Raw genomic sequence first — 18731 nt, forward strand, 5'->3', positions numbered from 1 at the left:
ATGCCAAATAAGAATAATGGATTATTCAAACTATCCACCATCTTCCTTGCAATGCTTCCGGCATTGCTTTCTGGTTTGAATAATAAAGCGCAAGCACGTGACTTTTTCGATCCCTCATTCATTAGCTCATTGAATGGTAGCGATCCATCAACCACTCCTGACTTATCCGTATTTCAGACCCAGAACGCGCAGGCGCCGGGGGATTATCGGGTCGATATCATGTTTAATGGCCGCTACCTGGATACCAGGACGATAAAGTTTGTCGCCAACAATCGTGCCAGCAGCGATAACCGCGAACCCGCTCTGGTTCCCTGCCTGAGTCTAAAAGCACTGGCGGAATATGGCGTAAGGATAAAAGCCTTTCCAGAATTAGCCGAGGATCAAAACGGCTGTGCAAACTTTTCTGTCATTCCGGACACCAAAGCGGACTTTGACTTCACCGCCCAGCGCTTAAATATCTCTATTCCGCAGGCGGCCTTATCCACCACCGCGCAGGGATATATTCCACCGGATCAGTTTGATGATGGCATCAACGCCCTGCTGGTGAACTACCAGTTCAGCGGCTCGAACGACATGCAGGCCAATGATGAATACTACAGCCTGAACCTGCAGTCTGGCCTCAACGTTGGCCCATGGCGTATCCGCAACCTCAGCACCTGGAATAAAAACAATGGCGATGCCGGGGACTGGGATTCCGCCTATCTCTATATGCAACGCAGCATCCGCCCGATCAACAGTAACCTGGTGATGGGTGAGAGCTCTTCACTCTCAACCATCTTCGACAGCGTGCCGTTTACCGGTATTCAGCTGGCCACCGATACCACGATGTTGCCGGAAAGTATGCGCGGCTATGCGCCGATTATTCGCGGTATCGCCAAAACCAACGCCCGCGTCGTCATTAAACAGAACGGCTACCAGGTTTACCAGACCTACGTGGCGCCCGGGGCATTTGAAATCACCGATATGTACCCGAGCGGCGGTAGCGGCGACCTTTACGTCAGCGTGGAAGAGTCCGACGGATCCAAGCAAGAATTTGTTGTGCCGTTCGCCACCCTGCCGGTCATGGTGCGTGAAAATCAACTGGAGTATGAGATTACTTCCGGTAAATATCGTCCTTACGATGGTGGAGTCGATGAAACGCCATTTACTCAGGCTACCGCGACCTACGGCGTCTCCAGCAGCCTGACAGTATATGGCGGCATGCAGGCGGCCTCGCGCTACCAGGCGCTATCGACGGGTCTCGGCTATAACCTCGGCGAGCTAGGCGCCGCCTCGGCAGACGTCACCCAAGCCTGGTCGAAAATGAAAGACGATGAAAAGACCTCCGGGCAGTCCTGGCGCGTACGTTACGGGAAAAACATCGTCGAAACCGGCACTAACGTCACCATCGCGGGTTACCGCTATTCCACCCGCGGGTTTAATACCCTCTCCGAGGTGCTGGATAGCTACTCTAATGACGGCAACTATAGCCCGCGTTCGCTGCGTAACCGTACCAACCTGACGGTTAACCAAAGCCTGGGTAAAGGCCTGGGTAGCCTGTCCGTTAGTGGGTTAATTGAAGATTACTGGGACGATAAGCGCACCAACAAGTCGATCAGCGTGGGGTACAACGGCGGCTTCCGCAATGTGAACTACTATCTGGGCTATAGCTATAACCGTTACACCTGGAGCGGGGATAGCTCCGGTAAAGACGCCCAGGACGATCAACGCATCACCCTGACGGTGACCCTGCCGCTGAGCAACTGGCTGCCGGGTACCTATACCAGCTATCAGTTAACCAACAGCAATCCAGGATCCACCGATCAGTCGGTATCCATAGGGGGAGTTGGGCTGGATAACGACAGCCTCGAGTGGAGCCTGCAGCAAGGTTACAGCAACCGGGAATACTACAGCGGCGATATGCGCGGGACTTATAACGGCGCCCGCGGCAGCGTTAATGCCGGCTACAGCTATGACAATAACAGCCAACGTATTGACTACGGCGCCAACGGCAGCATTCTTGCCCATGCCGATGGCATCACGCTTGGCCAGGACATCACCGACGCTGCCGTGCTGATTAAAGCACCAGGGCTGGATAACGTCAGACTGGCCAACGATAACACCATCTCCACCGACTATCGCGGTTACGCTATTGTCCCGTACGTTACGCCTTATCGTCGCACCGATATCACACTGGACAGCACCACCCTTGGTGAAGATATGGAACTGCCAGAAACCACGAAGAGCGTTGTTCCGACGCGCGGTGCCATCGTGCGTGCAAGTTATGACGGCAATATCGGCCAGCGGGCCTTTGTGCATCTGAAAACCGCCAATGGTCAGGACGTACCTTATGGCGCAATGGTCCTGCTCGCCGGAAATAGTAAATCGCAGCCAAGCATCGTCAGCGACGCGGGCATGGTCTATATGTCCGGCTTGCAGCAGACCGGGATCCTTAACGTTCAGTGGGGCAAAAGCGCCGCGCAGCAGTGCAATGCTTCATTTACTTTACCGGCCAGGGAAGGCAAAGCGACTGGCATCAGTCAAATCGAAGCGGTTTGCCGTTAGTCATCCATAGGGGAATATATTGATGAAAAGAATTTTTATCCTAATAACATTGCTGATGCTGGGTGGTGAAGCAGCTGCTAAGTGCACATACGGTGGCTCCGTCCAACGTCAGGGGCTAACGCTAAATAATGTTAAAATCCCCACGGATACTTCTATCCCTGTGGGTTCCGTATTATATACTCGTAAATTTGGCACAGGCTCATATAAAACGTTCACTTGTAATAAAAACACCAATGACCAATACATTATTGATATCGGTGCTGCTGTGGTTCCAGGTGTCACGGGTATTCAGGGTGGTCCGGTATATGAGACAGGGATAGATGGAATTGGGTTTCAGGTCTCAGATTTATTACGTAGTAAGAACGGTTCTCTGGTAGCCGCTGAGGCGGGCTCAACGGTGGTTCCCATTTCGAGCTCATCTGAAAACAACTATAAGTTTATTACGGTATGGTTAATTAAAACAAAGACCGTAATTGATACCAGCACTAAGTCCACCTCAAACCCATCAGTTTCCTTCTCTGTGGGAAATTTGCTAACCAACCCTAGCGCTAGTGATAGATTATTATATGAAGTAAGTTCAATCACAATTAAAAACATTAACTATCGTACCACATCCTGTAACATCTCTACGCCTCGATCGCAGGTCACGTTGAATCGCATCGACAAAGGACAACTCATGTCACTGGCTCGCGGGGCAACAACGCCAGCGCAGAAGACCATTGCAATGAATATTAGCTGCCCGAATGATTCAGTAGGTAACACGGTGACCTACTGGTTCAACCCAATTGGCGGGATTAGTGCTTCAGGTGATGGTATTGTCGACAATATGCTTACCGGAACAGGCGCAGCCAATAAGGTAGGAGTCATATTCAAGCTATCGGGTAGCCCTGTTACTTTCTACGATACCGATAGCTACTATTACAAGATAAATAACAGCAATGACCTCAATAAAACCATCAATTTAACTGCCGATTATTATCGGCAAAGCGATAGTAGCGCCGATGTCACACTTGGACTTGTAAAAGGAATGATGGAAGTTGTTATTCAGGAAGATTGATTAACCTCTCCAATAGTCTTGTCTGGGGGCGTACATGCCCCCAAAAAGCAAGGGCAACTTGCCTCCACACCTTCTCACTTTAATATGAATATACCTATATGATAGTTTTTAAAGTACTACCCCGGAAAAGTACTTCATCTTTTATGATGACATCGCCGATCAAAATAATATATGAAATTAAATCGACCTATCTTAATTCACATATAATTCATAAAGATATTGTTGATAAATCCGGTTTTTCCTCCTATTGTTCTGCACCGGGCGATTACATCGACCCGTAATTTCAACCCATATAATATTTAAGGGAATAATGCTAATGAAACAATTAACTGTTTTTGAAATGGAAGAGATCTCTGGCGGATATAGCTGGGACTTTTCTTCACTTTCAGCAGGTGTAACCTCATTACTGGGAAATGCCGTTGAAGCCGTAGGTAGTGCCTTCCTTGGCGCAGTAGTTGTAGGGGCAATCGGCGCCAGTATCGGTGGCACCCTGGGCGGTACTAATGGCGGGCTTCTGGGCTTTGGTTTATTCGGAAACCTGGTAGGTCTGTTTGCTGGTATGGCAGTCGGCGCAGTTGGTGGGGCTGTGGGTGCTGCATCAATCGGTTGGGATGAGTGTATTAATTATTTAAAAGATCTCATTGATTCAGGTCTTGATGGCACCTTTACACCTTGGCCGTCATACTAAGAGTTATATTCACCAAAACAAAGGCCTTTTAGGCCTTTGTTTTTCCTTAGTTAAAACAAGCCAACTTAGTAAAAGCAAAACATGAATAATAAACTCTATCGCAAGGAAGCGATTGAATATAAAAGGCACCACTGGAGAGGTAAAGCATTATTGCTAGCCGGATTACCTGCGTGGGCCGTGACCTTATTGTCCGCTCTGTTTCTAATTGCGTTAATAACAGCAATAGTATTTTGCAAATTCACACAACGTATAGACGTTAAAGGTGAGGTGATCACGCTACCTCATTCTATTAACGTTTTCTCTCCACAACAGGGCTTTGTTATTAAGCAATATGTACAGATTGGCGATCTTGTTAAGAAAGGCCAACCGCTGTATGAGATAGATGTATCCCGCAACACCTCCAGCGGTAACGTTAGCGCTGCACAAATTGAAGCTATCAACGAAAAAATTGAAAACTCCAATGATATTATCAAAAAACTGGTTGATAATAAAAACCAGACGATTAACGCGTTAAACGCACAATTAAAAACATCAACCGATTCGTTGAAAGAGACCAACCGGATGTTACAAAACACCCAGGCCGGACTCAAAAAAATGCATGCTAACCTTGCAAGCTACGATAAATACCTTAGCGATGGACTCATCACCAAGGATCAATATAACTACCAACACTCTTTATACTTTCAGCAACAGAGTGCTTATCAGTCGCTGGTAAGTCAAAAGATGCAACTGGAATCACAGATCACCCAGTTAAATAGTGACAGGGTTACAAAAGCTGCAGACTTTGATAACCAGATTTCCAGCCAGTATAACCAGGCTAATGACTATAAAAACCAGCTGGTTGAATCCAATGCTAACGGCAATCTGGTTATTAAAGCGACCAGCGATGGTAGAATTGAGTCTTTATCGGCAACGCAAGGCCAGACCGTTGAAAACGGCAGCAGCCTGGCGCAGATTAAACCCACAGGAAATGTAGAATACTATCTTATCCTTTGGTTACCGAATAATGCCATCCCTTATCTTAAAGTCGGTGATCCGATCAATATAAGATATGATGCATTTCCTTCGGATAAATTTGGCCAATTTCCCGGGACGATTCTCTCCATATCTTCCATGCCGGCATCCCGACAGGAAATGTCTGAATACACTAACGTTGGCGATGGTACCGCACAACAGGAACTGGCACTTTATAAAGCAATTGTGAAAATTAAAGATAAAGAGTTCAAACACAATGGTAAAACGTTGCGTTTATCTAATGGTCTTAAGGCACAAGCCGTCGTCTTTCTTGAAGAGCGCCCGCTTTATATGTGGATGTTTACCCCTGTTTATAAGATTTCTCAAAGTGTGAGCGGCCCTGTCAATGAATAACGAACTGTTTGAAAAGATCATCGCAAAAGTTAACTTTTCTCTCCTGAAGAAAACCCCCGTTATCTTACAATCGGAAGCCGCTGAGTGTGGAATCGCCTGCCTGGCTATGGTTTGCGGCCACTATGGTCTGGACATTGATCTGTTCAATTTCCGCCAGCGTTATGGCAGCCCTTCGCAGGGCGTCACGCTGATGTCCTTGAGCAAAACGGCGGAGCATGCTGGTTTAAAAAGCCGGGCGCTGTCATTAGACCTTGACGAGATTCGCCAGCTTAAACTCCCCTGCGTGCTGCACTGGGGGATGAACCACTATGTGGTGTTGACCAAAGTCCGCAAATCCAGCTTTGTGGTGCACGACCCAGCGCTAGGCAAGCGCATCATTGGTAATCAGGAGATGTCCAATTATTTTACGGGCATCGCCTTAGAGCTCTGGCCCGATCAGAATTTCCAGCAGGAAAAAGCCAAGTCTCGCCTGCGCTTGTTAGATCTGATGCGCAATATTGTCGGCTTAAAATCAGTGTTGCTGAAAATATTTGCCTTCTCCGTTGTCGTTGAAGCGATTGGCTTACTGCTACCGATAGGCACCCAACTAGTCACTGACCACGTCATTATGGCGCATGACGAAAGCCTGCTGTCGGTCATCTGTATCGGTCTGGTCTTTTTTACGCTATTTCGCACTTTCATCAGTATGCTGCGTGCCTGGACCTCACTGACGCTGAACACGCTAACGAATATTCAGTGGAAAACCACCCTTTTCGATCATCTGACGAGTCTGCCGCTATCGTTTTTCGAAAAACGTCATCTTGGAGATATTCAATCACGTTTCTCCTCCCTGGATACGATACGCTCGACGTTTACGAATAGTATTGTCAGCGGCATTATCGACTCGATCATGACTATTGGCCTGCTGATCATGCTGACGCTGTACGGCGGCTGGCTGACCTGGGTGGTCGTTGGTTTTACCCTATGCTATGCGATTATGCGCCTGGCAACCTATCGGTTTTATCGCCGTGTAACTGAAGAGCAAGTGATTAAAGGTGCCCGCTCCAGCTCGCACTTTATGGAATCTCTGTACGGCATCTCAACCATCAAAGCGCTAAATCTTAAAGAACGTCGTTCGCAGCACTGGCTCAATATTAATATCGAAGCCTGCAACGCCGGTATTAAGCAAACCCGCTTTGATATGATGTTTGGAGGAGTGAACACTTTCATTACCGCTATCGATCAGGTCGCAGTCCTCTGGCTGGGTGCCATCATGGTTATTGATAATAATATGACCCTCGGTATGTTTATGGCATTTAACGCCTACCGTGGACAATTCTCGCAGCGCGCCTCCAGCCTGGTCGATTTGTGTATGCAACTGCGAATGCTCTCTTTACATAACGAACGTCTGTCAGAGATCGTCTTTAGCGAGCCGGAAAAAGAGCTCCCCGCGCGAGAAGTATTTTCTCCGGATTCAGGCGCCAAACTGGAGGTCAAAAACCTCTGTTATCAATATGATCCATTTTCTCAGCCGATTTTTTCAAATTTAAATATCACGGTTGAGCCAGGAGAATCCGTGGCCCTGGTCGGTCCTTCAGGCGTTGGTAAAACCACGCTGTTAAAAGTGATGTGTGGTCTGCTTTCACCAACCAGTGGCGATGTTTTAGCGGATAATCTTGATATCACTAAAATTGGTATTAATAATTATCGACTTGGCACCGCCTGTGTACTGCAGGAAGACCGCCTCTTTTCCGGATCGCTTATCGATAATATCAGCGGCTTTCAGGACAACGCCGACCTTGATTTTGTAATGGAATGCGCCAAACGTTGCAATATTCATGATGAGATCATGAAGATGCCGATGGGCTATGAAACCATAGTCGGCGAACTGGGACTGGGGATCTCCGGTGGACAAAAACAGCGTATTCTAATTGCCCGAGCGCTGTATCGTAAACCAAGCATTCTGTTTATGGATGAGGCAACCAGCCATCTTGACTTAAACAATGAGTCGGTCATAAATCAGTCCATCTCATCACTTAGTATTACAAGAATTATTGTCGCCCACCGGCCATCGACGATTGCCTCCGCCGATCGCGTTATCGACCTGTCACAGTCGAAAACCTTGGCGCCTGCTTAAAAAGGAGAAAATAATGCAAGGAACGTTTATTGGATTTAATACCGCAGGTATTACCTTTGAAGATCGATTTCTGGCGCTGCTGTTAAAAATAAAGCAGCCGAATGGGCTCTGTCAGCAATATTATCTGCAAGCGCCCATACTACACGATCTTCTTCTCATACTTCAAAACCGTCTGCTTGCGACGTATAAGCGATTACACGAAAAAGGGGAAACCTGTAAAGAAGAGCTTATCGCTTATAATGAATCGCTGATCGCTAACATCCCTGCCGTAGAGATGGCGGAGATTCAGCAGCCGAATCCTGAGCGGCGTATTATGTCGATTACTCTTAAACCAGGCGAGACTGAATCGACTCTCATTCTGGTTCTCCAGAATGAGCAAATCTGCACATTATGTATTGAAGACAGGCAGGTAGAGGCATTACTCGCAGGTATTCAACAAGCGTTGAAAACAGTGAATGACCAAGCAGTTATTCAATACTTAAGTTCAAATATGGATTTTTTAATGTGCTATGCCGTGGACTTAACCACTCAGCCAAATATTGATTACCAGCAGTATCCTCAGGAAGAGTGGAAGTTGAACCTGTTTTCCCATTACCTGGGCGTACTGTACTGCTGCGAGACGGAGGAAGGGAAGAAAATTGTCTCCGGTGCGGTAGTCAAAACCAGTGCGCCGCATTTGTCGGAGCTGGAAAACAACGTCGTGACGCGGATTATCGAGAAAAGCCCCAAGCTCAAGGCGATGCACGCGGAGCTGGCGCCATGCCAGATCTTTAGTACCATTATCCCTTCCCAACCGGGAAGAATGCTCAGTCTGGAAGAGTGCCTGCGTCCTCTGCACGCCTTCTATCTGGAGAAGAAAGCGGAGCTTAGCGCCTGATCCTCATCTAGCGACCACGCCTCTCTCCGCGCTCGCAGAGAGAGGCGTCACGCATCAGTTCGGGCACTTATAAACCTGGCCGTTCATTTCGCTGTCGGTAGGTACAAAGCTCGACAGCAGATTCTGCGTCGGGCTGCTGACGCCGTAAATCACGTTGCCGCCCATCGCTGCCGCTTGGTTACGCAGAGCGTTCGCCGCACCGCGCATGGAACCACCCTCATCGCCATTCTGGCCGGAGAGCCAGTTGCTCTGTTTACCCGTCGCGGTCCCTAACAGCTGACACTCTGCGCCCGGCTTCTCCTGCACGAAGCGCACATTCTGGCCGGCAGAGGTTAATTCATTGCTGGAACTGCAACCTGCCAACAGTAAGGCTGCGCCGACAATCCCTGCTAAATATTTTACCTGCATGTTATTCCCCATGATCGATGAGCTGGACGCACTGGCCCGGATGTAAATCTGTCATCCTTCAAACTGCGTCGGCATGAGCCGCGTTCATTTCCTCCCCGGTCGCGCTTGTCAGTTCACGCCCGAAACGGAGGTGCTTGCCGCTCTGATGCAGCTTAAATGATTTTTATGTATAAGCCTTATACTAAAAAGCGCGCCAAAAGAAAAACCCCCAGCCATTGCTGGCCAGGGGTTTCTGCTTTTTTATGCCGTAGAGCGCACGATTACATCATGCCGCCCATACCGCCCATGCCGCCCATGCCGCCAGCAGCACCTAAATCAGGCGCGTCGCCTTTCGGCAGGTCGGTCACCATGCACTCGGTGGTGATCATCAGACCAGCCACGGATGCCGCGTACTGCAGAGCAGAACGGGTCACTTTGGTTGGGTCCAGGATACCGAAGTCGATCATGTTGCCGTATTCTTCAGTTGCTGCGTTGTAACCGTAGTTACCGTCGCCAGCTTTCACGTTGTTAGCAACAACAGACGGCTCTTCACCGGCGTTGGACACGATCTGACGCAGCGGTGCTTCCATTGCGCGCAGCGCAACTTTGATACCGACGTTCTGATCTTCGTTCTGACCGGTCAGGCCAGCGAGTTTCGCCGCAACGCGAACCAGCGCTACGCCGCCGCCAGCCACCACGCCTTCTTCAACCGCAGCACGGGTTGCGTGCAGGGCGTCGTCGACGCGTGCTTTTTTCTCTTTCATTTCAACTTCGGTAGCCGCACCGACTTTGATTACTGCCACGCCGCCAGCCAGTTTAGCGACACGTTCCTGCAGTTTTTCACGGTCGTAATCGGAGGTCGCTTCTTCGATCTGCTTACGGATCTGAGCTACACGGCCCTGGATTGCAGACTCTTCGCCAACGCCATCGATGATGGTGGTGGTGTCTTTGTTGATAACCACGCGTTTCGCCTGGCCCAGATCTTCCAGAGTCGCTTTTTCCAGCTCCATACCGATCTCTTCAGAGATAACGGTACCGCCAGTCAGGGTAGCGATATCCTGCAGCATGGCTTTACGACGGTCGCCGAAGCCCGGTGCTTTCACCGCAGCCACTTTAACGATGCCGCGCATGGTGTTAACCACCAGGGTCGCCAGTGCTTCGCCTTCAACGTCTTCAGCGATGATAACCAGCGGTTTGCCCGCTTTCGCTACGGCTTCCAGAACCGGCAGCATTTCGCGGATGTTGGAGATTTTTTTATCAGCCAGCAGGATGAACGGGCTTTCCAGCTCAACGGCACCGGTGTCCGGCTTGTTGATGAAGTACGGAGACAGGTAGCCGCGGTCGAACTGCATACCTTCAACTACGTCCAGTTCGTCTTCCAGACCGGTACCGTCTTCAACGGTGATCACGCCTTCTTTACCAACTTTATCCATCGCTTCCGCGATCAGTTTACCGACGGTTTCGTCGGAGTTAGCGGAGATGGTACCAACCTGAGCAATCGCTTTAGAGTCAGAGCACGGTACGGACAGCGCTTTCAGTTCTTCAACGGCGGCAATGACAGCTTTGTCGATACCACGTTTCAGATCCATCGGGTTCATGCCTGCTGCAACAGCTTTCAGGCCTTCGTTCACGATAGCCTGAGCCAGCACGGTTGCGGTGGTGGTACCGTCGCCTGCCGCGTCGTTCGCTTTAGAGGCAACTTCTTTCACCATCTGCGCACCCATGTTTTCGAACTTGTCTTCCAGTTCGATTTCACGAGCAACGGAAACGCCATCTTTAGTGATGGTCGGCGCGCCGAAGGATTTGTCCAGAACCACGTTGCGGCCTTTCGGGCCCAGGGTCACTTTAACTGCATCTGCCAGTACGTTTACGCCGCGCAGCATTTTTACACGAGCGTCGTTACCGAATTTTACGTCTTTTGCTGCCATTTCTTTTATTCCTCAAATTCGTTCAGGGTCGTGCGAATTACGCTTCAACAATTGCCAGGATGTCGCTTTCGGACATGATCAGCACTTCTTCGTTGTCGATCTTCTCAGACTTCACGCCGTAGCCATCGTTGAAAATCACGATGTCACCAACTTTAACGTCCAGCGGCTGCACAGTTCCGTTTTCCAGAATGCGGCCTTTACCGACAGCGATGATTTCGCCACGAGTTGATTTAGCTGCCGCAGAACCGGTCAGAACGATGCCGCCTGCAGATTTGGTTTCAACTTCTTTACGTTTGACGATCACACGATCATGTAACGGACGAATACTCATTGATAGCTCTCCTTCGAGAAAGTCATTATCAGTTATGGGTGACGCCGGGCCGAACGCGGTTTACCGGCTAGTGCAGAGAGAGATGGGGGTGGCCATTTCCCGCTTCAAGGGCAAAATCAAAAAAAATTTTTACCTTTGCGCTAGTGCGCAAAAAGCAGCGCTATCGGCCAATGCGTCATAAGGAAAAGCGATTGTGATACTCTCTTTTTTTTCACTGGCGCAGGATGGAATCATGAGTGGTTTAAAACAGGAGTTGGGACTGGGACAGGGAGTCGGATTACTTTCCACCTCATTGCTGGGTACCGGCGTCTTCGCCGTCCCGGCGCTGGCGGCGCTGGTCGCTGGCGATAACAGTCTGTGGGCATGGCCGCTGCTCATTCTCCTTGTTTTCCCGATTGCCATCGTCTTTGCCCTGCTGGGCCGCCATTTTCCCAGCGCGGGCGGCGTGGCCCACTTTGTCGATATGGCATTTGGCCCACGTCTGGCCAGCGTCACCGGCTGGCTGTTTTTATCCGTTATCCCGGTCGGACTCCCCGCCGCGCTGCACATCGCCACCGGCTTCGGCCAGGCGCTGTTCGGCTGGCATGATGCGCAGCTACTGTTGGCGGAGCTGGGCACCCTGGCCATCGTCTGGTGGATCGGTTCGCGTGGCGCCAGCTCCAGCGCCAACCTGCAGACGCTGGTTGCCGTGCTGATTGTGGCGCTGATCGTCGCCGTCTGGTGGCGTGGCGGGATAAGCCCGGCGCAGATCCCCTTCCCCGCCCTGACGGAGATCGACCATGGTCAGCTCTTCTCCGCGCTATCGGTCATGTTCTGGTGCTTTGTCGGTCTGGAAGCTTTTGCTCACCTGGCCTCGGAGTTTAAACATCCCGAGCGTGACTTCCCCAGGGCGCTGATGATAGGCCTGCTGCTTGCCGGTTCGGTCTACTGGGCCTGTACCGTGCTGGTGCTGCACTTCCACGCCTTTGGCGAGGAGATGGCGGCGGCGGCGTCACTACCGAACATCGTGGTCCGTCTGTTCGGCGTCGAAGCGCTGTGGGTGGCCTGCGTCATCGGCTATCTCGCCTGTTTCGCAAGCCTCAACATCTATATTCAAAGCTTCGCCCGCCTGGTCTGGTCGCAGGCGCAGCATAAGCCCGAAAGCTACCTCGCACGGCTGTCGCCACGGCAGATCCCGCGCAATGCCCTCAACGCCGTGCTGGGCTCCTGCGTGGTCAGCACCCTGTGTATCTATTTGCTCGATATCAACCTGGACGCGCTGATCGTCTATGCCAACGGCATTTTCATCATGATCTATCTGCTGTGCATGCTGGCCGGCTGTCGTTTGCTGCGCGGGCGCTATCGGCTATTGGCGGTGGTGGGCAGTATTCTCTGTCTGCTGCTGCTGGCGATGGTCGGCTGGAAGAGTCTGTACGCGCTGGTGATGCTGGCGGGGCTGTGGCTGTTTTTACCCAGGCGCAAGCTGGCGACAGGTAGCGTGTAAGCCAGGAAAGAAACCGGCCGGTCGCATTTGCTGACCGGGCCGGGCGTGTATTAATCGCGGGGATCGTCCTTATGGTCCAGACGATCGCGCTGCTCATCCTTACGCTGGAATTCCCCTTCGAAGGTCTCACCGCCGCCAGTTCCGGCGCTAAAGCCGCCGCCCGGCATCCGGCTGAAGCGCAGATGCGGCATCAGCTTCATCGTCAGGTGCTTCTGCACTGGCGGCAGCAATAGCAGCAGGCCAAGGAAGTCGGTAAAGAACCCCGGGAGCAACAGCAGCAGACCGGCAATAATCAGTGAAACGCTCTTGATCATCTCCGCCGCCGGGCTCTCGCCTGCGGCCATCTTCTGCTGCATCAGCAGGAAATTTTTGAAGCCCTGGTTACGCACCAGCGACATCCCTACCACCGAGCTAAAGATCACCAGGATTAGGGTCATAAAGACGCCCAGCACGTGCGCGACCTGGATAAAGATCGATATCTCAATGTAAACGTAAAGAAAAAAGGCAATAAACGGAATCCAACGCACCGGCGTCTCCTTCATCAACGGGCGCTGAGCTCAGCCCCCGTAATCATCAATTTGCTGATCGCATCCCTCTAAGATGGGGATGCTGCGCGGCTTTTCAATCAGCGGAAATGCTTATTTTTTCCAGCAATAGGAAAGCGGTGACCCATTTCACAGATTAATAAATCTTCTCACACCCGCGATGTAATAAGTGATCAAGCTTACTGATATTCGCTATCATCAGCATATGATCTTGGGCACCAGGCCGGTTAAGGAAATAATCGTCGGCCAGAAAATATACTGAATCCTGGATATTCTGTGTATTTGGTGAATTCATTGGCAGCTTGAAAAGAAGGTTCACATGTTAAACAACATTCGTATCGAAGAAGATCTGTTGGGCACCAGGGAAGTTCCCGCGGACGCTTACTACGGCGTTCATACTCTGCGAGCGATTGAAAACTTCTACATTAGCAACAGCAAAATCAGCGACATACCAGAATTCGTGCGCGGCATGGTGATGGTGAAGAAAGCCGCCGCGCTGGCGAACAAGGAGCTGCAGACCATTCCCAAAAGCGCGGCAAATGCGATTATCGCCGCCTGTGACGAAGTCCTCAATAACGGCAAATGCATGGACCAGTTCCCGGTCGATGTCTTCCAGGGCGGGGCCGGCACCTCCGTAAACATGAACACCAACGAAGTCCTGGCGAACATCGGCCTCGAGCTGATGGGCCATCAGAAAGGCGAATACCAGTACCTGAACCCAAACGATCACGTCAACAAATGCCAGTCCACCAACGATGCCTACCCGACCGGATTCCGCATCGCGGTGTATGCCTCCATCCTGAAGTTAATCGATGCGATTAAACAGCTGGGCGAAGGCTTCCAGGCGAAAGCCGTGGAGTTCCAGGACATTCTCAAAATGGGCCGCACCCAGCTGCAGGACGCGGTGCCGATGACCCTCGGCCAGGAGTTCCATGCCTTCAATGTGCTGCTTAATGAAGAGACCAAAAGTATTCTGCGCACTGCGGAGCTGCTGCTGGAGGTGAACCTCGGCGCCACCGCCATCGGTACACGCCTCAACACCCCGGACGGCTATCAACAGCTGGCGGTGCAGAAGCTGGCGGAAGTGAGCAACTTACCGGTCGTTCCGGCGGAAGATCTGATTGAAGCCACCTCGGACTGCGGGGCGTACGTTATGGTTCACAGTTCGCTGAAACGCCTGGCGGTGAAACTGTCCAAGATCTGTAACGACCTGCGCCTGCTCTCTTCCGGTCCACGCGCAGGCCTCAACGAAATCAACCTGCCGGAGCTGCAGGCGGGTTCCTCTATTATGCCGGCGAAGGTTAACCCGGTAGTGCCGGAGGTGGTCAACCAGGTCTGCTTTAAAGTCATCGGCAACGACACCACGGTGACCATGGCCTCCGAAGCTGGGCAGCTGCAGCTGAACGTGATGGAGCCGGTGATCGGCCAGGCGATGTTCGAATCCATACATATCCTGACCAACGCCTGCTACAACCTGCTGGAGAAATGCGTTAACGGCATCACCGCCAATAAAGCGGTATGTGAAGGCTACGTCTACAACTCAATCGGCATCGTCACCTACCTCAACCCGTTTATCGGCCACCACAATGGCGATATCGTCGGCAAGATCTGCGCCGAAACCGGCAAGAGCGTGCGGGAAGTGGTGCTGGAGCGTGGGCTGCTGACGGCGGCGGAGCTGGATGATATTTTCTCCGCGCAAAACCTGATGCATCCTGCTTATAAAGCGAAGCGTTATACCGATGAAAGCGAACAGTAATCTTTCCGGTTAGTCATTGAAAGGCATGTCAGCGATGACATGCCTTTTTTGCTTTTTAGTTTTACTAAAATACAACAATTCAATATCAACTTGTTAAAAAACAAGGAAGGCATATATGTTTGGTGCAGAACTGGTTATTGTCCTGCTGGCGATTTATCTCGGCGCCAGGCTCGGCGGCATTGGTATCGGCTTTGCCGGTGGCCTTGGCGTCCTTGTCCTGACGCTTATTTTTCAAATCAAACCGGGTGCGATCCCCTTCGACGTTATTGAAATCATCATGGCGGTCATCGCCGCTATCGCCGCCATGCAGGTCGCCGGCGGGATGGATTACCTGGTCAGCCTCGCCGAACGGATGCTGCGCCGCCACCCGAAGTACATTACCTTCCTTGCCCCGCTGGTGACCTGGTTTATGACCGTACTCGCCGGCACCGGCCATACCGCCTTCTCCACGCTGCCGGTGATCACCGAAGTGGCCAAAGAGCAAGGCATTCGCCCATCTCGTCCGCTGTCGATTGCGGTCGTGGCCTCTCAGATAGCGATCACCGCCTCGCCTATCTCCGCGGCGGTGGTGTTCTTTGCCGGGATCCTTGAGCCGCTGGGCGTTAGCTACCTGACGCTGCTGGCCATCTGTATTCCGGTCACCCTGCTGGCGGTAATGCTCACCGCGATTGTTTGCAACTTCCTCGGCTGCGAACTGAAAGACGATCCCATTTACCAGGAGCGGCTGGCCAAGGGGGAAGTTAGACTGCGCGGCAGCCAGGTGTTTGAGCTGAAGCCGCACGCCAAACGCTCTGTCCTCCTGTTTTTGATCGGCATCGTGGCGGTGATGTTCTACGCCACGGCCATCAGCGATACCGTCGGCCTGATTAAGAACCCGGTGCTGCCGCGTAACGAAGCGATCGTGGTGTTTATGCTGACCATCGCCACCCTGATTAGCATCACCTGCAAAATCGACACTGGCGAAGTGCTCAACGCCAGCACCTTTAAATCCGGGATGAGCGCCTGCGTCTGCGTCCTCGGCGTCGCCTGGCTGGGCGATACCTTCGTTAAAGCGCACATCAGCGATATCCAGGCCGTGGCCGGCGACCTGCTGCACAATTACCCATGGCTGCTGGCGGTGGTGCTGTTCTTCGCCGCCACGCTGCTCTACTCACAGGCAGCCACCACCAAGGCGCTGATGCCCGCCGCGCTGCTGCTCGGCGTCAGCCCGCTGACGGCGATCGCCTCGTTTGCCGCCGTCTCGGCACTGTTCGTCCTGCCAACCTATCCGACCCTGCTGGCGGCGGTGGAGATGGACGACACCGGCTCGACGCGCATCGGCAAATACGTCTTTAACCACGCCTTCCTGATCCCCGGCGTTATCGCTATCACGCTGTGCGTGATCCTGGGCTTTATCTTTGGCGGGATTATGCTGTAAATACCGCTGGCGGCGGGCCCCGCGCGGGCCCGCTGCCCGTTTCCCTCCCCTACCCCCGATCGTGACGCTAATATCCCCGCATCTTGCGTGCTATAGTGCCTCTTTTCGCTGATACGAGGTTCATGATGACTACGCCTGATGCTGTTGTTGTGCTCTGTACCGCGCCGGATGAAGCGACCGCCCAGGATCTGGCGGCAAAAGCGCTGGCGGACAAGCTGGCCGCCTGTGCCACGCTGCTGCCGGGCGCCACCTCGCTCTATTACTGGGAAGGGAAACTCGAGCAGGAGTATGAAGTTCAGATGCTGCTCAAAACCGACCTTGCCCATCAGCAGGCGCTGCTGGATTGCCTGAAGTCTCACCACCCGTATCAAACCCCTGAACTGCTGGTTCTACCCGTCATTCATGGAGACAACGATTACCTCTCATGGCTTACCGCATCATTACGCTGATCCTGCTGCTGTGCAGCACGTCAGCCACCGCCGGGTTATTCGACGCGCCGGGGCGCTCGAACTTCGTGCCTGCTGACCAGGCCTTCGCCTTTGACTTTCAGCAGCAACAGCACGATGTCAACCTGAGCTGGCAAATCAAGGATGGTTACTATCTTTATCGTCAACAGTTTACCTTTCGCGCCGCCGGGGCGACGATCGACGAACCGGCGCTCCCGGCAGGAGAGTGGCATCAAGATGAGTTTTACGGCAAAAGCGAGATTTTCCGCCAGCGCCTGACCGTGCCGGTCACGGTGAAGCAGGCGGAGAAAGACGCCACCCTCACCGTCACCTGGCAGGGCTGCGCCGATGCCGGATTCTGTTATCCACCGGAAACCAAAGTGATCCCGCTGAGCGCCGTGCTGGCGACTTCTGCCGACGGCCAGGCAACCGCCATCGAGCCCATGCCGTCGACGAGCAGCCGTCCGGCGTTCAACCCGCCGCTGCCGGTTGAGCCGCGACCGGCCCCGGAGCTCGCCACATCACCTGCGCCTGCCGCAGTGCCGCCTGCAGACACGCCTGCCCGCCTGCCCTTTACGGCGCTGTGGGCGCTGCTGATAGGTATTGGTATCGCCTTCACCCCCTGCGTACTGCCGATGTACCCGCTGATTTCCGGCATTGTGCTGGGCGGAAAGCAGCGGCTTTCCACCGCGCGCGCCCTGCTGCTGGCCTTTATTTACGTCCAGGGGATGGCCTTAACCTACACCGCGCTGGGGCTGGTAGTGGCCGCCGCCGGTCTGCAGTTCCAGGCGGCCCTGCAGCACCCGTATGTCCTGGCGGGACTGTCGGTGGTATTTATTCTGCTGGCGCTCTCCATGTTCGGCCTGTTCACGCTCCAGTTGCCCTCCTCGCTGCAGACGCGGCTGGCGCTGCTCAGCAATAAGCGCCAGGGCGGCTCGCCCGGTGGCGTTTTCGCGATGGGCGCCATTGCCGGACTGATCTGCTCCCCATGCACCACCGCGCCGCTGAGCGCCATCCTGTTGTATATCGCCCAGAGCGGTAATCTCTGGCTGGGCGGCGGCACGCTGTACCTCTACGCGCTGGGCATGGGCCTGCCATTGATCCTCGTCACCGTATTTGGCAACCGTCTGCTGCCGAAGAGCGGCCCGTGGATGAGCCATGTGAAGACCGCCTTCGGGTTCGTGATCCTGGCTCTGCCCGTTTTCCTGCTGGAGCGCATTGTCGGCGACCCGTGGGGATTACGTCTGTGGTCAATGCTTGGCGTCGCCTTCTTCAGCTGGGCGTTTATCACCTCGCTGGGCGCTACCCGGCCGTGGATGCGGCTGGTACAAATCATCCTGCTTGCTGCCGCGCTGGTCAGCGCGCGGCCCCTGCAGGACTGGGCATTTGGCGCTCCGGCAGTCGAGCAGCAGGCGCATCTGACGTTCACCCGCGTCAACTCGGTGGCCGAGCTTAACCAGGCGCTGGCGCAGGCAAAAGGCCAACCGGTGATGCTCGATCTTTACGCCGACTGGTGCGTGGCGTGCAAAGAGTTTGAAAAATACACCTTTAGTTCACCTGACGTGCAGCAGGCGCTGAAAGGCACCGTGTTATTACAGATTGATGTGACGAAGAACAGCCCGCAAGACGTCGCGCTGCTGAAACACCTGCAGGTGCTCGGTCTGCCGACGATCTTGTTCTTCAACGCTGAGGGTCAGGAACAGCCTGAGCGGCGAGTCACCGGCTTTATGGATGCCGCGGCATTCAGCGCCCATTTGCGCGATTGGCAAGCGTGAGCGACACTTTAGG

Annotated in this window: 15 protein-coding genes; 11 read left to right on the forward strand and 4 right to left on the reverse strand. The window is 52.9% G+C overall.

Features of this window, described 5'->3' with window-relative positions:
- The 6 genes from R0140_RS24920 to yjeJ all read left to right on the forward strand — a co-directional run bounded on the left by R0140_RS24920 (nucleotide 1) and on the right by yjeJ (nucleotide 8650).
- Nucleotides 1-2544 carry a fimbria/pilus outer membrane usher protein gene (locus R0140_RS24920; protein WP_023296915.1) on the forward strand — a complete coding sequence of 848 codons (2544 nt, stop codon included), beginning with the start codon at nucleotides 1-3 and terminating at the stop codon, nucleotides 2542-2544.
- Nucleotides 2545-2566: 22 nt separating this feature from the next.
- On the forward strand, nucleotides 2567-3601 hold the full coding sequence (locus R0140_RS24925; protein WP_032741356.1) for a fimbrial protein: 1035 nt from the start codon (nucleotides 2567-2569) through the stop codon (nucleotides 3599-3601).
- 316 nt (nucleotides 3602-3917) lie between these two features.
- Nucleotides 3918-4289 (forward strand): hypothetical protein, encoded by a 372-nt coding sequence (locus tag R0140_RS24930; protein ID WP_032741355.1) that lies wholly within the window; start codon nucleotides 3918-3920, stop codon nucleotides 4287-4289.
- Between the two features lie 81 nt (nucleotides 4290-4370).
- Entirely contained in the window at nucleotides 4371-5657 is a 1287-nt protein-coding gene (locus tag R0140_RS24935; protein WP_110222364.1) for an HlyD family secretion protein, read from the forward strand.
- Nucleotides 5650-7773: a peptidase domain-containing ABC transporter gene (locus tag R0140_RS24940; protein WP_032741352.1), complete on the forward strand. Its 2124-nt coding sequence runs from the start codon at nucleotides 5650-5652 to the stop codon at nucleotides 7771-7773. Before R0140_RS24935 ends, R0140_RS24940 begins: the two co-directional genes overlap by 8 nt.
- Nucleotides 7774-7786: 13 nt before the next feature.
- A complete protein-coding gene (yjeJ, locus tag R0140_RS24945) occupies nucleotides 7787-8650 on the forward strand; it encodes a YjeJ family protein (protein WP_032741350.1) in 864 nt (287 codons plus the stop codon).
- A gap of 54 nt (nucleotides 8651-8704) precedes the next feature.
- Here the strand turns inward: yjeJ and R0140_RS24950 are convergent, their stop codons facing one another.
- From R0140_RS24950 to R0140_RS24960, 3 genes are all read right to left on the reverse strand, one after another.
- Nucleotides 8705-9058: a DUF4156 domain-containing protein gene (locus R0140_RS24950; protein WP_004152419.1), complete on the reverse strand. Its 354-nt coding sequence runs from the start codon at nucleotides 9056-9058 to the stop codon at nucleotides 8705-8707.
- A 260-nt stretch (nucleotides 9059-9318) separates the two neighbouring features.
- A complete protein-coding gene (gene groL / locus R0140_RS24955; protein ID WP_008807218.1) occupies nucleotides 9319-10965 on the reverse strand; it encodes a chaperonin GroEL in 1647 nt (548 codons plus the stop codon).
- 37 nt (nucleotides 10966-11002) lie between these two features.
- Entirely contained in the window at nucleotides 11003-11296 is a 294-nt protein-coding gene (locus R0140_RS24960; protein ID WP_003855929.1) for a co-chaperone GroES, read from the reverse strand.
- A gap of 232 nt (nucleotides 11297-11528) precedes the next feature.
- Here R0140_RS24960 and yjeH point away from each other — a divergent pair, with 232 nt between their 5' ends.
- Entirely contained in the window at nucleotides 11529-12779 is a 1251-nt protein-coding gene (yjeH, locus tag R0140_RS24965) for an L-methionine/branched-chain amino acid transporter (protein WP_012543132.1), read from the forward strand.
- A gap of 50 nt (nucleotides 12780-12829) precedes the next feature.
- Here the strand turns inward: yjeH and R0140_RS24970 are convergent, their stop codons facing one another.
- The gene (locus R0140_RS24970; protein WP_012543133.1) at nucleotides 12830-13306 is read right to left on the reverse strand and encodes an FxsA family protein; all 477 of its coding nucleotides are present in this window, start codon (nucleotides 13304-13306) and stop codon (nucleotides 12830-12832) included.
- A 337-nt stretch (nucleotides 13307-13643) separates the two neighbouring features.
- On the opposite strand from R0140_RS24970, the gene aspA reads away from it, so the two are divergent.
- From aspA to R0140_RS24990, 4 genes are all read left to right on the forward strand, one after another.
- On the forward strand, nucleotides 13644-15080 hold the full coding sequence (gene aspA, locus R0140_RS24975; protein WP_002885424.1) for an aspartate ammonia-lyase: 1437 nt from the start codon (nucleotides 13644-13646) through the stop codon (nucleotides 15078-15080).
- A 115-nt stretch (nucleotides 15081-15195) separates the two neighbouring features.
- A complete protein-coding gene (locus R0140_RS24980) occupies nucleotides 15196-16497 on the forward strand; it encodes an anaerobic C4-dicarboxylate transporter (protein ID WP_008807221.1) in 1302 nt (433 codons plus the stop codon).
- A gap of 125 nt (nucleotides 16498-16622) precedes the next feature.
- Nucleotides 16623-16946 carry a divalent cation tolerance protein CutA gene (gene cutA, locus R0140_RS24985; RefSeq protein WP_008807222.1) on the forward strand — a complete coding sequence of 108 codons (324 nt, stop codon included), beginning with the start codon at nucleotides 16623-16625 and terminating at the stop codon, nucleotides 16944-16946.
- On the forward strand, nucleotides 16922-18718 hold the full coding sequence (locus tag R0140_RS24990; protein WP_008807223.1) for a protein-disulfide reductase DsbD: 1797 nt from the start codon (nucleotides 16922-16924) through the stop codon (nucleotides 18716-18718). The genes cutA and R0140_RS24990 overlap by 25 nt, the downstream gene beginning before the upstream one ends.
- The last annotated feature ends 13 nt before the right edge of the window (nucleotides 18719-18731 follow it).

It is taken from the genome of Klebsiella sp. w6 (assembly GCF_033100215.1).
In the GTDB taxonomy this organism is placed as follows: Bacteria; Pseudomonadota; Gammaproteobacteria; order Enterobacterales; family Enterobacteriaceae; genus Klebsiella; species Klebsiella variicola.

What these genes read in the sequence shown, in the direction of transcription:
- R0140_RS24920 (WP_023296915.1), top strand. Translation starts at nt 1, where the DNA reads ATGCCAAATAAGAATAATGGATTATTCAAACTATCCACCATCTTCCTT.
- R0140_RS24925 (WP_032741356.1), top strand. Translation starts at nt 2,567, where the DNA reads ATGAAAAGAATTTTTATCCTAATAACATTGCTGATGCTGGGTGGTGAA.
- R0140_RS24930 (WP_032741355.1), top strand. Translation starts at nt 3,918, where the DNA reads ATGAAACAATTAACTGTTTTTGAAATGGAAGAGATCTCTGGCGGATAT.
- R0140_RS24935 (WP_110222364.1), top strand. Translation starts at nt 4,371, where the DNA reads ATGAATAATAAACTCTATCGCAAGGAAGCGATTGAATATAAAAGGCAC.
- R0140_RS24940 (WP_032741352.1), top strand. Translation starts at nt 5,650, where the DNA reads ATGAATAACGAACTGTTTGAAAAGATCATCGCAAAAGTTAACTTTTCT.
- yjeJ (WP_032741350.1), top strand. Translation starts at nt 7,787, where the DNA reads ATGCAAGGAACGTTTATTGGATTTAATACCGCAGGTATTACCTTTGAA.
- R0140_RS24950 (WP_004152419.1), bottom strand. Translation starts at nt 9,058, where the DNA reads ATGCAGGTAAAATATTTAGCAGGGATTGTCGGCGCAGCCTTACTGTTG.
- groL (WP_008807218.1), bottom strand. Translation starts at nt 10,965, where the DNA reads ATGGCAGCAAAAGACGTAAAATTCGGTAACGACGCTCGTGTAAAAATG.
- R0140_RS24960 (WP_003855929.1), bottom strand. Translation starts at nt 11,296, where the DNA reads ATGAGTATTCGTCCGTTACATGATCGTGTGATCGTCAAACGTAAAGAA.
- yjeH (WP_012543132.1), top strand. Translation starts at nt 11,529, where the DNA reads ATGAGTGGTTTAAAACAGGAGTTGGGACTGGGACAGGGAGTCGGATTA.
- aspA (WP_002885424.1), top strand. Translation starts at nt 13,644, where the DNA reads ATGTTAAACAACATTCGTATCGAAGAAGATCTGTTGGGCACCAGGGAA.
- R0140_RS24980 (WP_008807221.1), top strand. Translation starts at nt 15,196, where the DNA reads ATGTTTGGTGCAGAACTGGTTATTGTCCTGCTGGCGATTTATCTCGGC.
- cutA (WP_008807222.1), top strand. Translation starts at nt 16,623, where the DNA reads ATGACTACGCCTGATGCTGTTGTTGTGCTCTGTACCGCGCCGGATGAA.
- R0140_RS24990 (WP_008807223.1), top strand. Translation starts at nt 16,922, where the DNA reads ATGGCTTACCGCATCATTACGCTGATCCTGCTGCTGTGCAGCACGTCA.